Origin of the sequence: Maribacter sedimenticola, assembly GCF_900188415.1 — a bacterium.
In the GTDB taxonomy this organism is placed as follows: Bacteria; Bacteroidota; Bacteroidia; order Flavobacteriales; family Flavobacteriaceae; genus Maribacter; species Maribacter sedimenticola.
Window position 1 is genome coordinate 302,955 of record NZ_FZNV01000002.1, and the last position, 15,363, is coordinate 318,317.

Here is a 15,363-nt window from a genome sequence, read left to right on the forward strand (position 1 = left end):
TTAGTGGTTTATTTTATTGGTAATGCTATGGTGAAGGTGGTGCCTTCTCCCTGTTTGGTGTCAACAGTTAATTCACCGCCATGTACTTTTACAATATCATAGCTTAGTGATAGTCCTAATCCGGTTCCTTCCCCAGAAGGTTTGGTCGTGAAAAAAGGTTGAAATATTTTATCCAATACCTCTTTAGGTACTCCGTTGCCATTGTCCGATACTTTTATGAATACCATAGTATCTTTCTTTTCCGTAGTTACCGAAACGGTAGGTTCGTAACCATTTTGGTTTTCTTCTTTTTTCTTTTTTACCACATAAAAGGCATTGGTAATAAGGTTGAGAATAACTCTACCCATATCTTGAGCTACGATATTCAATTTGCCGATTGAGTCATCAAAATCGGTATTCAACGTGGCATTGAAGCTTTTGTCTTTTGCACGTAAACCATGGTAGGCTAGACGTAGGTATTCATCTGATAAAGTATTGATATCGGTCATTTCTTTTTGACCGGTACTACTACGGCTATGTTGCAGCATTCCTTTTACGATACCATCGGCACGCTTGCCATGAAAAATGATTTTATCCTCGTTATCAGAAACATCTTTGGCCAGGGCTTTTACTTCCTCGTAGTTGCCATTCTCAATTTCTTCTTCCATTTCTTCTAGAAGTTCTTTATTTACTTCAGAGAAGTTGTTGACGAAGTTTAGCGGATTTTGAATTTCGTGGGCAATACCTGCAGTAAGTTCACCCAAACTTGCCATTTTTTCAGATTGGATAAGCTTTGATTGTGTGGATTTTAATTCGTCTATTTTAGTCTTAAGCTGAACTGTTCTATGACTAACTCGCTCCTCTAATATTCTATTTTCCTTAGTTAGTTTTCTGGCCCTAAATACAATATATGCCCTTAAAATACTAGCTGCAATTAAACCGAAGAGCAAGTATGCCCACCAAGTTTGCCACCATGGCGGCTTTATTTTAAATGAAAGTGTATCTGGTACGGACCAATCGCTATTAGCACTTTTAACAGCCACTTTAAAGGTGTAATCCCCTGGTTTTAAGTTATAATAATTTTTGGTCTTTGTGGCATTTGCAGCATAGCTCCAATCTTCATCTTCACCATCTAGAATAAATCGATAGTTTAGTTTATCCCTATTAAATATAGCATCACTACCATAGCTAAAACTAATACTGTTCTGGTCATAGGGGAGTGTAAGACCTTCGGGAATATTATAAGGAGGTTTAACGGAATCCCAACTTATACTATTGGTACTGGCATAGGCTGAAGTTTGCACATTTGTAGAATCTTTTATAATAGTTAAATCGAACCACGGGTTTTCATCCATGACGAACATGTTGTTGATTTTCACTGTTCCGATAGTGCTATCTTGTTGTGGTTCTGAGTTAAGAACAAGTAGTTTCCATTCATTGGAAGTACTCGTAACACCTGACCAAAACTGACCGTTTTTTAAAAACTTAGGGGAATCTTGTAAATAATCGTTCGATTTAAAACCAAGTCCCGAATTAAAATTGTAGAAGCCTTTATCTGTTGTTTTTGCAGTGGCTTTTTCCATGGCAATTAAGCCATTACCACTAGCAGCGTACATGATACCTCCTTTTTCTGTTAGATCATAAAAATCTGTAGGGTATAGTCCGTTTTCTTTCTTTATTGGGGTTAGCGTATTTTGTTCTAAGTTAAGTATGTTAACACCATTTTCGGTAGCTAACCATAGCTCTCTTTCATTTGAAATTTTGGCTGTGGATACATTGTTATTGCTAAGACCTTGTTCTTCTCTAAGGTAACTTACGGTGTTCGTTTTTAAATTTACTTTGGCTAATCCGTTCGTAGTAGGGGTCCAAAGAATTTCTTTGTCATAAACCATTATAGATCCGCTTCCCGCTATTAAAATATCAGGGTCACTTTTGGATACTATTTTTTTAAAGCTATTGGTTTTAATATTATAGACATACAGACCCGTTCTCGAATATATGGCAAAAGTATGCTCATTGATAATTGCAATACCTGCTCCGAAAAGATCAGAACCATTGGCGTATGAGGTGAGTTTATTTTTTTGCCGATCAAGAATAGAAAAGCCATCTCTAGTATTTAAAAAGTACATATTAGGTGTTATCTCTTTAATGAAATTAATTGTGTTAGGATTACAATGTAATTGCTCAAAACTAAGAGCTCTTATAGAATTATTATTCAAGTTGATAATATTGATTCCCGCAGCCGTACCTAACCATATGTCGCCATTTGAGTCTTCTACTATTTCCCATATTTCATTATTTATTAAACCTCTTGTGTCATCAAAATATTCTGTTTGTAAAGTGTAATCTGTGGTTATTAGCACTCCATTATCCGTACTGGCAATCCATAAAGAGCCATCATTTCTTTTTAAGGGTCTAGGAATCTTTAGAGAGCCTTGTAGTGCGCTGTTTAAAGCTATTGTTTTGTGTTTTTCCAGATTATTACTTAATATAAATGCCTCTTTGGCTCCCAAGATCCAGAAGTTACCTTCGTTATCTTGTTCCAATTCGGTGCCTATTATGCTGTAGCCATTTTCCGGGTCTAATATTTTTACGGTATTTTCTTTTAATGAAAGCCGTAAAACCCTGGGATAGGCGGTGTTATTGGTAGCAAAAGGATACGGATAATTAAGCCAAATGTTACCCGTTTGATCTTCTGTAACATCCGAAACTATTGAGTTTATTTCAATGTCTGCAATCTTTGAAAGTGTTTTAAGTTTCTTTCTGTCTCTATCTAAAACCCTCAAATGATTTGTAAAACCTAACCAAAGGTTATTATTGCTATCTTCAAAAAGTCTCCAAGGTTTATTACTATTAACGTTGCTTACTTTTTGAAAACTTTTTAATTCCGGATCCATAGTATAGAAGCCTTCGTTTAGCGATGCTATATACATAGTACCGGTATGGTCGCAGAGAACATCGAACGGGGTAAAATTTTCAGTTCTAGTAATGGTATATTCTATATTATTATCAAAATCTAATACGTTGATAATACGATCTGCAGGTCTAACCAACCAAAGTTTGCCTTGTTTGTCAAATTCCATTTTGTAAACTGTATTGTAGTCATAGATAAATGCATTTTCACCGTCATAAAGTGTTAATGATGTAAAGGACGATGAACCTACCCAAATACTACCATCCTCAGTTTCTAAAAAGGAGGTAATATCATTAGAGGGCAATCCTTCATTTGTTGAAAGTTGTAAAAGATTTACGTGAGTACCGGCCACATTCGCTGGGGGTTTCATTTTGGTAATGTTCGGTTTTTTTATGGTTGATTTTGTAATAGTAAATGAAACAGAATCGAGTATTATTTTTTCTGTCGGAAAATTATTCCAATCCAGATCATACTCCTTCATGGGAGACTTCAATGGTTTAAACGTGTTTAGTTCAAAAGGTTTGCTGGGCAAGGCATCCACATTTAAATCATACGATATAGGAGTTGTCAGCGTGTCGTTGGTTATAATTTCCCATTCAAAAGGTTCGGGGTCCGTAAATTGTAATGGCATGGTTTCTGGAACCTTAAAATTACCTACTGTAGTTTCCGTTTCGGACTTGCTTTGTTTGTGGCAAGAAACCAAAAACAAGCAGCAGAAAAAGCCTATTATAAGTACAAGTTTACTTTGTTGTATATTTTTCATACTGGTTTGGTTGTTGGTCTAGTTTGGTAATTCTATAAAAAAAGCGGTTCCTTTATTTTTTGTTGTTTCTACTTTTAACTTTCCATCATGTCCTTTTGTCACAATATCATAACTCATACTTAAGCCTAAGCCGGTACCTTGACCAGTTGGTTTAGTGGTAAAAAAAGGTTGGAATATTTTCTCTTTGACTTTTTCAGGAATGCCATCACCATTATCAGAAACACTAATGGTGATATATTCATCAGACTTTTTGGTACTGACAGTAACTATGGGCTTAAAACTAACATCTCTTTGTTTTTTCTCGTTTACCGCATAAAACGCATTGGTAATCAAATTAAGAATTACCCGCCCCATATCTTGTGGTACAATATTTACTTTTCCAATGCTCTCATCAAAATTTGTAATGAGTTCTGCATTAAATGATTTATCCTTTGCCCGCAGACCATGATAGGCCAAGCGCAAATACTCATCTGCAAGGGTATTGATATCAGTTGGTTCTTTTGTGCCGCTACTGCTTCTGGAGTGTTGAAGCATTCCCTTTACAATATTGTCCGCACGTTTACCGTGATGGTTTATTTTTTCAAGGTTTTGTTTGATATCCAACGAAATAGCCTTCACTTCTTCAAGATCTCCTTTATCCAATTCCTCGTTCATTTCATCAATGAGTTCATTGCTTACTTCAGAGAAATTATTGACGAAGTTTAAGGGGTTTTGAATTTCATGGGCAATGCCGGCCGTGAGTTCACCAAGGCTCGCCATTTTCTCGGATTGGATGAGTTGAGATTGTGTGGCTTTTAGATCATCTAAAGATTGATTTAATTCTGATGTGCGCTCCTTAACTTGTTGTTCTAAGGTATCTTTTTGTTCAGATAGAATGGATTCTTTTTCTTTGGATAGTTTTTGAACACGTTCTAAATTTAAACGTAAGGATTGACTTCGGTTACCAAAGAAATAGCCCAAATATATGGCGATACTTAAGGGTAATAGGATATAGGCAAAAGGTACATAGTAGATTAATTGTGGTAGATCAAAATAGCCTAGTTGATGTAATGTAGCTATAATCCAAAATATTAAATTAAGGACACCCGTTAAAAGAAAAATTAGAGCTCCAATTTTATCAGATTTATATGAAAGACTACTAATTCGTAGAAATTCAACAAGAATGATAACTCCAAAAATATGTCCGGTATATACTGAAGAGACAAGAAACCCTGAAAGGATTAATAGGATACCTATTGCAGTAATACCCCAGTAAAAATACCCAATACGTTTATTGAAAATTTTGTAAATGCAATAGAGAGCAGCTAAGGGGTAGAGTACATTAAGAATACCAATAATAAAATCATATTTAAACTCATAAAAGTTAGTTTTATATTCTAACAAAATGGCACCCAGAAAACAGGAGTATAATAGACTGGTTAGTGCAAAATAACCATTGATTTTTTCGCGTTTAAAAAATATATACAAAAAAAGAAAAAGTACAAACATAAATAATACGATACCCAAGACTATATATAAATTGTTGTAATAATTTCTTGTTTCTTTAATTGGAGTAACAAGTCTTGGGTCGGTGGTTAGTATATTATGTATTGAGGTGGCTTGTATATAAATATGACCATCGTTCATAAAATATTTAGGATATTTTCGCTGAGAATTTACAAACCTAACAGCCAATAGATGTGCTTTATTTTTTTCTAAAGGCAAGTGAAATACGATTTTCCATGAAAAGATCGTTTCAATTTCTTCTGGATTGGAACTCACTTTACCAAGGGTGCGTATAAGTTTACCATCAAGATAAATTTCAGAAGCACCTGCTTGATAAACATTTAACACAATAGGATTATTGAACGTGCTGTCTGTTTTAATAAGCTTGCGAAACCATACAATTTCATTGTCGCCACCAATAATTTTATTATTTGGTTTGTTTAAATTTTTACTTGAGATTTTTGTCCAAGATGAATCATCAAATTTAGGGTCAGACCAATTGATATTATCACCCTTTTTATAACTCCAATTGGATTCCAGATATGCCCATCTATTTACTAAGGTGGTATCTGAAATTGTTAATACTTTTTCCTGTTGACTAAAAACTGTCAACGAAAGTAGAAAGCCAATAATGTATAATATATGTTTCATTATCATTTAAATTAAAGGAAAAATGATTTTAAAAGTAGTTCCTTCACCTTGTTGTGTTGTCACCAGCAATTCACCACTATGCCCCTTAGTAATAATATCGTAACTCATACTTAAACCCAAGCCGGTACCTTGCCCGGTAGGTTTGGTGGTGAAAAAGGGTTGGAATATTTTCTCTTTGACTTTTTCAGGAATGCCATTACCATTGTCAGAAACACTAATGGTGATATGTTCATCAGACTTTTTGGTACTGACAGTAACTATGGGCTTAAAACTAACATCTCTTTGTTTTTTCTCGTTTACCGCATAAAACGCATTGGTAATCAAATTGAGAATTACCCGCCCCATGTCTTGTGGTACAATATTTACTTTTCCAATGCTCTCGTCAAAATTTGTAATGAGTTCTGCATTAAATGATTTATCCTTTGCCCGCAGACCATGATAGGCCAAGCGCAAATATTCATCGGCAAGGGCATTGATATCAGTGGGTTCTTTTGTGCCGCTGCTACTTCTAGAATGTTGAAGCATACCTTTCACAATATTGTCCGCGCGTTTACCGTGATGGTTTATTTTTTCAAGGTTGTGTTTGATATCCAACGAAATAGCCTTCACTTCTTCAAGATCTCCTTTATCCAATTCCTCGTTCATTTCATCAACAAGTTCATTGCTGACTTCAGAGAAATTATTGACGAAGTTTAAAGGGTTTTGAATTTCATGGGCAATGCCGGCCGTGAGTTCTCCAAGGCTCGCCATTTTCTCGGATTGGATGAGTTGAGATTGGGTGGTTTTTAATTCATCTAAGGATTGATTTAATTCTGATGTTCTTTCTTTAACTAGTTGCTCTAAAGTATTTTTTTGTTGAGATAAAATAGATTCTTTTTCTTTGGATAATTCTTGGACACGATTTAAATTTAATCTTAAATCTTGACTGCGCTTTCCAAATGCGTAACCTAAATAGATAGCTAAAACAACAGGAACGAGCATAAAAGAAAAAGGAATAAATTTATCTATGCGCTGGTCTACTAAACCCATATACCAACATATCATTAAAGTCCAAAAGACAAGGTTAATACAACTAGAACTTAAAAATAAAAAGCTGGCAATTTTATTTTTTTTCCAAGATTTTAAACTTAAACGTATAATACCAACATAATAGAAAATTGACCAGATAGGCCCCAACGCGTCAGGATTAAATAAAAAGTAACAACCTATAGTTAAAAAACATAAAAAACTAATAGCTTTATAAACAAGGTCTATAGGCTTTTCTAATATTTTGTAAAAACAGAATAAAAGGATAAGGCTTGAAATAAGAATGCAAGTGTCATAATAAAACGTGAGCCAAAAATAAGTGCCAGTAGTATTTTGATGAAACGACAATACTCCTAAGGTAAATAGAATTAAGAATAATAAAGAGGCAGCAAAATAACCGTTAATTTTCTCTTTAGGAAAGAAAATAAAAAACGATAGGAAAATAATAAACATTAGAATAGCAAGACCAAGTGAGATATAATAACTATTGACAAATTGTTGAAAATAAGCTACACGTTTATTCTTTACCACATCAGTTGAATTGGCATTACGCAAAGACGATATAAAAATTCTAATTAGGCCGTTATGATTGTAGATAGGGTATTTGTATTGCGCATTGACAAAGCGTACAGCTAAAATTTGTTCCTTGCCTATCTCTAAAGGTAAATGAAGCACTTGGCTAAATGGGTTATGGTAGATAACTTCATCCTTATTAGAGCTTACATTGCCCAATTGGTGAATTAGTTTGCCATCTAAATAAATTTCTGAAGCTCCTTCTTGAAAGATATTTAAAACCAGTGCATCATTAAACGACTGGTCTGCCATAATACGTTTACGCAACCATACAATTTCGCCCCTATCTGCAATTACGTTTTTTCCGTCAAGCAGATTTAAGTTAGTGCTAGAGAATTCATTCCAGGTAGAATCATCAAATTCTGGATTAGCCCATACTATATTATCTCCTTTTTGATAACGCCAATCTTCACCAAGAATCATCCATTTATCAGCCACAGTAGTATCTGAAATTGTTAATACTTTTTCCTGTTGACTAAAAACTGTCAACGGTAGTAGAAAACCAATAATGTATAATATGCGTTTCATTGCTATTTAAATTAAAGGAAAAATGATTTTAAATGTAGTTCCTTCACCTTGTTGTGTTGTTACCAGCAATTCACCACTATGCCCCTTAGTAATAATATCATAACTCATGCTTAAGCCCAAGCCGGTACCTTGCCCGGTAGGTTTGGTGGTGAAAAAGGGTTGGAATATTTTCTCTTTGACTTTTTCAGGAATGCCATCACCATTGTCAGAAACACTAATGGTGATATGTTCATCAGACTTTTTGCTACTGACAGTAACTATCGGCTTAAAACTAACATCCCTTTGTTTTTTCTCGTTTACCGCATAAAAAGCATTGGTGATCAAATTGAGAATTACCCGCCCCATGTCTTGTGGTACAATATTTACTTTTCCAATGCTCTCGTCAAAATTTATAATGAGTTCTGCATTAAATGATTTATCCTTTGCCCGTAGACCATGATAGGCCAAGCGCAAATACTCATCTGCAAGGGCATTAATATCAGTTGGTTCTTTTGTGCCGCTATTGCTTCTAGAATGTTGTAACATACCTTTTACAATATTGTCCGCACGTTTGCCGTGATGGTTTATTTTTTCAAGGTTTTGTTTGATATCCAACGAAATAGCTTTCACCTCTTCAAGATCTCCTTTATCCAATTCCTCGTTCATTTCATCAACAAGCTCATTGCTTACTTCAGAGAAATTATTGACGAAGTTTAAAGGGTTTTGAATTTCATGGGCAATGCCGGCAGTTAACTCTCCAAGGGAAGCCATTTTCTCGGATTGGATGAGTTGAGATTGGGTGGCTTTTAATTCATCTAAGGATTGATTTAATTCTGATGTTCTTTCTTTTACTTTTAATTCTAACTTTTCATTTTGTGAAGTAATAAGTGCACTCTTTTCAGCTTCAACCCTTACAAGTTCCATTGCATTTTGCCTCATATCCTCATTTTTCTCTCTCATGCGATAAGCGACAAATGCCAACATGCCTAAAAAAAGAATGGCTTTACCGATCGTATCACTATGAACCATTATTAACCTTAGACTAAAATCATCTTTTATAGAGGATTGTCTTACTAAAAGTCCAACAAGAGTAAGGACATAAGATAATGTTAAACAATAAAGAAGTATTCTAGCAGATAAAACTTTATTCTTAGACTTTATGGATAGGTAGATTAAGAAAAGGCCAATACTGATTTTAAATATAAAATATAGGAAATCCCCAATATCGTTATTTAAAAAGAAGAAAAATAAAGGTATGATCAAACTTGCCAAAATAAGCCATTTAGGAACTTTTCTATAATATATTTTATAGGCGAACAAAACGCAGAATAAGTAAAAACATAATTCTAAATAAAATCCGCAATAGGCAAGTATTATCATGTAATGAGAAGGAATTGTAAAGTACAAACTATCACCACCATAGAAAGCTGTGCAAAAATTCTCTAATACCATTATAGTAGAAAAAAGAGCGATAAAGAGTAGTTCACTTTCCTCTTTAATAAGGAAATAAAGAAGCCAGAAAAGAATGAAGAAAATCAAAGAACTCAATAAGTCAAATAAATGTCTGTAACCTATAAAACCCATGTAGTCAAAATAGTCATTGGTAACAAATCTGGTAGAGCCCAAAGGAAGCAATTTAGCAATGCCCCAATAGGTACTATAGTCAACATAATGTATGGCTAATGTATATGTAGTGTCAGGCTCTAAAAAAATAGGAGATCGTATCTCAAAATCTTGAATATGCTCTTTAAACGAGGCTCTGTCATTCCCTTTTTCTCCAAATTGACGGAACAACTTTCCATTTATATAAATATCCTCTGCTGCATGGTCTTCTTTGTCCAAGTAGAGTGGAAGCTTTGCGAAAGCACTATCAATGGTAAATTGCAACCTGAACCAGCCTTCAAATTTTCCGGAACTATCTGCCATATCATTGGTTATCTGAGAGGGGTTTAATCGTTCCCAACCCCCTAAATCAATGTCAATAGATGATGCATCTTGGCTATTTCCTGATTTAAAAATCCAACCTGCTTTATTTGTCAACCTTAAACCAAAAATTGAATCTACATCTGCTTTCGTAAAATGCACGATTGTATCTAGTGCCAATCCATTTTTATCTACCGGGTTTTCTTGCCCACTTGCCGTAAATAGTATAAAGAAAAATAGCGTGATGAATAGGAGGGATTGTTTAATCATGTATTCTTAAGTTAATTATGAAAGTGGTGCCTTCACCTTCTTTCTTGGTTTCGTGGAATTCTATATCGTGTGGTTTGGGTACCATATCATAGCTCATGCTCACGCCAAAGTTGGATCTATGAATTATAGATTCTGAGGTTGAACCTTGTTCAATAATGCCAGTAAATAAATTGGTAGTAGTAGAACGAATTAAAAATGTTCCATATAAGGAAGTACCGTTAAAACAAGTGTCATAATTAAAATTAAAAACATAGGTTTTTGCGTAGACATTTAAATAACAGTGTAACCACTTATTATAAATATCTAATGCCGTAACTTCAATATTCTTGGTCGGTTTCATTACTTGGTCGATACTATATAACTACGGCTATTTAGAAAAATGAAGTATATAATACTATCAATGGAGTTTTAGGCCATTTCTAAATATTTAAAACAAAACCGTATTCTAATTGATCAATTTAATGACCAATCATAATTTGATTTTCAAAATAAAATTTGGGGAGACTTTGTAGTTGTTTAAATTAAGGAAATTAGCTTTAACTTGTATTAAATCCAGAATAGAATTTACTTAAAGGCTTAACATCCTGATTTTTAATTGAATATTGCCGAATGAATAGGGTTATAGCTGATTTTTTTTAAATACCGCTATAATTTTTTGAGTGAGTAAAGCCATTTGGAATTACTTTTTGGGCAGTAAACAATCTTTAAAACCTTGAAATTTTTATATCTACCTATAAATTCGATATCAAAATAAGATTAGCTGATTATGGAATTTGGTAAGCAATTTTCCACGATTTCACCATTTTTACTGTAAACATGGTAAGAGTGGTTATCTGCATCTAATGATATGGACGTATGAACTTCGCCATCAATAAAATGAATTGCAGAGCGGTCATCACAAGCGTAGCCTTCTGAAAGTTTTCCGGATAGAATGTTTTCATGATAGAGTGGACGTCTATATTTTTCTGAGTTGTAATGCGGACAGTGACTTTTATCAATGAATGACATCCCTTTTACAATACTCAATTCCTTAGGTCTGGAATCCGTAGTGCCACCATTGAACCAGCAAAGGGAACCAGCACTCCCGCCACCCATTACTACGCCGTTGTCATAGGCATTTTTAAGTGCAGTATCTATACCTTGGGCTTTCCAAATGGCAAGCATATTTAGGGTGTTGCCGCCGCCCACAACAATGGCATCCATATTAGAGATAATTTCCTCGAAACTTTCTTTTTGGTCATAGGAATTGATCCAAACGCTCATGATATGTGGTACTACATTGATTAGGGAACAGACTTCATGAAAAGAATTTATATAATCCCGGTCTTCACCACTAGCTGTTGGTATAAAGCAGAGGTTGGGTCTATCCTTACCGGTTGCCTCTGCCATGTATCTTAAAAAGGGCACGGTATGTCGCCCGCTACCATAAACCAATACCTGTTTCTTCATGCCTTGTCAAAATAAAGGTTAAAGATACAGGATACATCGTATTTTATAAAATGCTATTCAGAACTGCTATTAAAATTTCTAGGTTTTGGTTTATTGGTATTTCTGTTGTTCTTACCTCTAAAATTTGAATTCCCGGATTTTTTTTTATGGTTGTTCTGACCCCTGGAACGGTTGTTGGATCTTGGCTGTCTTTGTGGCCTATCCTCTTTTTCCTCTGGAGAATCATCCATAAAAGGATGCGGACCTAAACGGGGAACTTCTTGTTTGATCAATTTTTCAATATCCCTTAAATAAGGTCTTTCATCTTTATCACAAAAAGAAAGGGCAGTACCGCTTGCATTGGCACGACCTGTTCTACCAATACGGTGTACGTAGGTTTCAGAAACATTGGGTAGGTCATAGTTAATGACCAAGGACAACTCCTCAACATCTATACCCCTTGCTGCAATATCAGTAGCTACCAATACTTTTAGCTTGCCATCCTTGAAGTCGCCCAAAGCTTTTTGCCTTGCTGTTTGGGACTTGTTGCCATGAATTGCGGCAGAACGAATATCTGCTTGGGCCAATTTTTTGACAATTTTGTTCGCGCCATGTTTTGTGCGCGAAAATACAAGTACCGAATCTTGTGGTTGTTGTTCCAATAAATGCACCAATAGTTTAGGTTTGTTGGCTTTTTGCACAAAATATACGCCCTGCTCAACTTTTTCTGCGGTAGCCTGTTCAGGTTTAATCGTCACCCGTTCAAAATCGCCCAACATTTTACGGGATAGCTCCACAATATCTTTTGGCATAGTGGCTGAAAAAAATAGGGATTGCCTTTTTGGAGGCAGTTTGGCTATAATTTTTTTAATATCGTGAATAAAGCCCATATCTAACATCTGGTCGGCTTCGTCCAGAACAACATGCTCTAAATCCCTAAAGGAGATTAAACCTTGGTTCATTAGATCTAACAAACGCCCAGGTGTGGCAATCAATATATCAACTCCGCCCCTTAAGGCGTTAACTTGTTTACCTTGTTTTACTCCACCGAAAATAACGGTATTCCTTAGTCCGGTGTGTTTGCCATAAGCGGTAAAACTTTCACCTATTTGAATGGCAAGTTCACGTGTGGGGGTCACTACCAAAGCTTTTACCTTTCTTTTGGATTGGCTAAGACTAATTCCTTCATAAAGATGATGAAGAATTGGAATGCCAAAAGCAGCCGTTTTTCCTGTACCGGTCTGTGCAACCCCTAAAAGGTCCTTGCCCTTTAGTAATATAGGAATAGATTGTTCTTGAATTGGTGTTGGGTGGGTATATCCTTCAGCTTCCAAGGCTTTAAGGATGGGTTCGGCTAAGCCGAGTTCTTTAAATGTCATAATTTTTAATAAGCCGCAAAGGTACACTTAAATGTGGAAGGAAATGTAAAGTGAGGTTAAAGTACAAAGTACGAAGTATTAAGTATTAAGTAAGAAGTAAGAAGTAAGAAGTACAAAGTAGTTGAAAGTAAGAATATAGAAAATAGAATAAAGAGAATAGACTTTTTTGATTAGTACCTAATCAAGTGTATTTAGCAAAGCTAAATTTTATAACAACCAACATCTATTTTCTCTTCTCTATATTCTATCTTCTTTTTATGTACTTGAGTTTGTACTTGAATTTCACCTGTACATCGATTAACGACATTAAATATCGGTAACCTGAAAGCAGGGCTGATGTCGTTTATCGACAAGATTTTACACTTAGTCCGAATCTATGTCAAGTAACGAGAATTTGGTGTTTTTCAGCGATTCACCACCTAGTAAAACAAGGTCTTGGGCGTTCTATTAGTGTAACAAACGCAAGTCATGAAAACAATAGTAACAATCATCTTCATCATCTTTTTTTGCTTCACTGCCCAAGCTCAAAATTCCACAAAGGAAGTTAAGGTAGCTACTATAGAAATGAGCATTGTAGAGGACATCACAATCACAGAAACTGCTAACAATAAAATGGAGGTTGCGCGTTTGTACAAGTATAAAAATTCAAAAATTAAAAAAGCGTTGAATTTCATCACTAAGGCCAACAAACCAAAAATGGCATAATTTCAATGTTCAGTTTTCAGTTGCCAGTTACAGTTTACAGTATTAAGTACAAAGTGGAAAGGAGAAAATAGAACAAAGAGACTAGACTTTTTTGATTAGTACCTAATCAAGTGTATTTAGCTTCGCTAAATTTATTTTTTCCAACAACCAACAACCAACAACTCATTTTGAACTTGAATCTTGCACTTGAACTTACAACCCTGCCATGGCAGCTTCGGCACATCTTTCACCATCCATAGCTGCTGAAACAATACCACCTGCATATCCACCGCCTTCTCCACAAGGAAATAAACCCTTAATGTCCGGATGTTCCAGTTGCTCGTTCCTTGGGATTGTTACTGGGGAAGAAGTTCGTGATTCAACCCCAACTATATTAGCTTCATGCGTGTAATAGCCATGCATTTTTTCTCCAAAGGCTTTAAAGCCCTGTCGTAATCTACTACCTATTAATTTGGGCAATAGTGAATGTAATGGTGCAGATTTCAATCCGGGTTGGTAAGAGGTAGGATTCAAATCTTCGGACAAATTTCCGTTTACGAAATCAGTTAAACGCTGTGCCGGTGCGGTCTGCGTTCTTCCGCCAGAAGTGTATGCCAACCGCTCCAAATCCTTTTGATATTCCAAACCTTTTAATGCGCCAAATTTTTCATATTTGGGAATATCCGTGTCAACGTTAATTTCTACTACAATTCCTGAATTTGCATAAAGGTTATTTCTTTTTGATGGGGACATACCATTGACCACAACTTCGCCTGGTGATGTAGCGGCGGGAACAATAAAGCCACCCGGACACATACAAAAGGAGTAAACGCCTCTGTCCTTAACCTGCTCTACCAGACTATATGACGCTGCGGGCAACAATTCATGTCGTTCACCGGAACAATGGTATTGAATGCTGTCAATAATATGTTGCGGGTGCTCTACACGCACACCCATGGCAAAAGATTTTGCTTTTAGGGCAATGTCTTTTTTATGCAATAAAGTAAAAATGTCTCGAGCGGAATGTCCGGTAGCAAGAATTACCCGTTTAACGGGCATTTCATCTTCTTCGTTAAGAATAATGGCTTTTAAGGTGTTGTTTTCAATGATAAAATCCGTCACCTTGGTATTAAAGTGGATTTCGCCACCACGATCAATGATCACCTCTCTAATATGCTGTACAATTTTGGGCAATTTGTTCGTGCCGATGTGAGGATGGGCATCTACAAGAATTTGGTCTGTAGCGCCATGGTATACAAGGCTTTCAAAGATGCGACGAACATCTCCCCGTTTTAAACTACGGGTATACAATTTACCGTCAGAATAAGTTCCTGCGCCTCCTTCACCAAAACAATAATTACTTTCCGGATTTACCTGATGGTCTTGGTTAATGGCTTTTAAATCTCGCCTACGATCTTTAACATTATTTCCCCGTTCCAGTACAATGGGTTTGTACCCCATTTCCAAGCAGCGCAGTGCGGCCCACATTCCTGCAGGACCAAAGCCTATAATATGTATTGGTTTGGCTTTGGAAACATCTTTATAGTCAAAATTTATGGCATCTTTAGGAGCCGGTTCGTTGATATATACGGCCAATTTATAGTTGAAAACAATTTTTGGTTTACGGGCATCTATAGATTTTCTAAGCACCTTGATCTTAAAGGAACCTTCTTCCAGACCTAAATAGTTGGCGGTACGCAATTCTAGACCGTTAGGTGTAGCTTCTTCTTTTAATGATAACCGCAATTGTACATTTCTGACCATGCCGCAAAATTAAATGA

At 35.7% G+C, this 15,363-nt stretch carries 9 protein-coding genes; 1 reads left to right on the plus strand and 8 read right to left on the minus strand.

Annotated features, from left to right (window positions below; translation table 11 throughout):
* Positions 1 to 8: 8 nt before the first annotated feature.
* From CHB68_RS06350 to CHB68_RS06380, 7 genes are all read right to left on the minus strand, one after another.
* A complete protein-coding gene (locus tag CHB68_RS06350; RefSeq protein ID WP_089260029.1) occupies positions 9 to 3,656 on the minus strand; it encodes a sensor histidine kinase in 3,648 nt (1,215 codons plus the stop codon).
* A gap of 18 nt (positions 3,657 to 3,674) precedes the next feature.
* A complete protein-coding gene (locus tag CHB68_RS18670) occupies positions 3,675 to 5,792 on the minus strand; it encodes a sensor histidine kinase (protein WP_245838850.1) in 2,118 nt (705 codons plus the stop codon).
* 6 nt (positions 5,793 to 5,798) lie between these two features.
* Entirely contained in the window at positions 5,799 to 7,919 is a 2,121-nt protein-coding gene (locus CHB68_RS18720) for an ATP-binding protein (RefSeq protein ID WP_245838852.1), read from the minus strand.
* A 6-nt stretch (positions 7,920 to 7,925) separates the two neighbouring features.
* Positions 7,926 to 10,091, minus strand: a complete 2,166-nt coding sequence (locus CHB68_RS18725; RefSeq protein WP_245838854.1) for an ATP-binding protein — start codon at positions 10,089 to 10,091, stop codon at positions 7,926 to 7,928.
* Entirely contained in the window at positions 10,084 to 10,431 is a 348-nt protein-coding gene (locus tag CHB68_RS06370; protein ID WP_089260030.1) for a hypothetical protein, read from the minus strand. The genes CHB68_RS18725 and CHB68_RS06370 overlap by 8 nt, the downstream gene beginning before the upstream one ends.
* A 416-nt stretch (positions 10,432 to 10,847) precedes the next feature.
* A complete protein-coding gene (locus tag CHB68_RS06375; RefSeq protein WP_089260031.1) occupies positions 10,848 to 11,540 on the minus strand; it encodes a Type 1 glutamine amidotransferase-like domain-containing protein in 693 nt (230 codons plus the stop codon).
* Positions 11,541 to 11,593: 53 nt separating this feature from the next.
* Positions 11,594 to 12,898 carry a DEAD/DEAH box helicase gene (locus tag CHB68_RS06380; RefSeq protein ID WP_089260032.1) on the minus strand — a complete coding sequence of 435 codons (1,305 nt, stop codon included), beginning with the start codon at positions 12,896 to 12,898 and terminating at the stop codon, positions 11,594 to 11,596.
* Between the two features lie 468 nt (positions 12,899 to 13,366).
* On the opposite strand from CHB68_RS06380, the gene CHB68_RS06385 reads away from it, so the two are divergent.
* On the plus strand, positions 13,367 to 13,603 hold the full coding sequence (locus CHB68_RS06385) for a hypothetical protein (protein WP_089260033.1): 237 nt from the start codon (positions 13,367 to 13,369) through the stop codon (positions 13,601 to 13,603).
* Between the two features lie 192 nt (positions 13,604 to 13,795).
* Here CHB68_RS06385 and CHB68_RS06390 read toward each other — a convergent pair whose 3' ends face one another.
* Complete coding sequence (locus CHB68_RS06390) at positions 13,796 to 15,346, minus strand: NAD(P)/FAD-dependent oxidoreductase (protein ID WP_089260034.1); 1,551 nt, start codon at positions 15,344 to 15,346, stop codon at positions 13,796 to 13,798.
* Positions 15,347 to 15,363 lie beyond the last annotated feature (17 nt).

Coding starts and splice junctions, on each gene's coding strand:
- CHB68_RS18725 (WP_245838854.1), bottom strand. CDS start 10,091: ATGATTAAACAATCCCTCCTATTCATCACGCTATTTTTCTTTATACTA.
- CHB68_RS06380 (WP_089260032.1), bottom strand. CDS start 12,898: ATGACATTTAAAGAACTCGGCTTAGCCGAACCCATCCTTAAAGCCTTG.
- CHB68_RS18720 (WP_245838852.1), bottom strand. CDS start 7,919: ATGAAACGCATATTATACATTATTGGTTTTCTACTACCGTTGACAGTT.
- CHB68_RS06390 (WP_089260034.1), bottom strand. CDS start 15,346: ATGGTCAGAAATGTACAATTGCGGTTATCATTAAAAGAAGAAGCTACA.
- CHB68_RS06385 (WP_089260033.1), top strand. CDS start 13,367: ATGAAAACAATAGTAACAATCATCTTCATCATCTTTTTTTGCTTCACT.
- CHB68_RS18670 (WP_245838850.1), bottom strand. CDS start 5,792: ATGAAACATATATTATACATTATTGGCTTTCTACTTTCGTTGACAGTT.
- CHB68_RS06370 (WP_089260030.1), bottom strand. CDS start 10,431: ATGAAACCGACCAAGAATATTGAAGTTACGGCATTAGATATTTATAAT.
- CHB68_RS06375 (WP_089260031.1), bottom strand. CDS start 11,540: ATGAAGAAACAGGTATTGGTTTATGGTAGCGGGCGACATACCGTGCCC.
- CHB68_RS06350 (WP_089260029.1), bottom strand. CDS start 3,656: ATGAAAAATATACAACAAAGTAAACTTGTACTTATAATAGGCTTTTTC.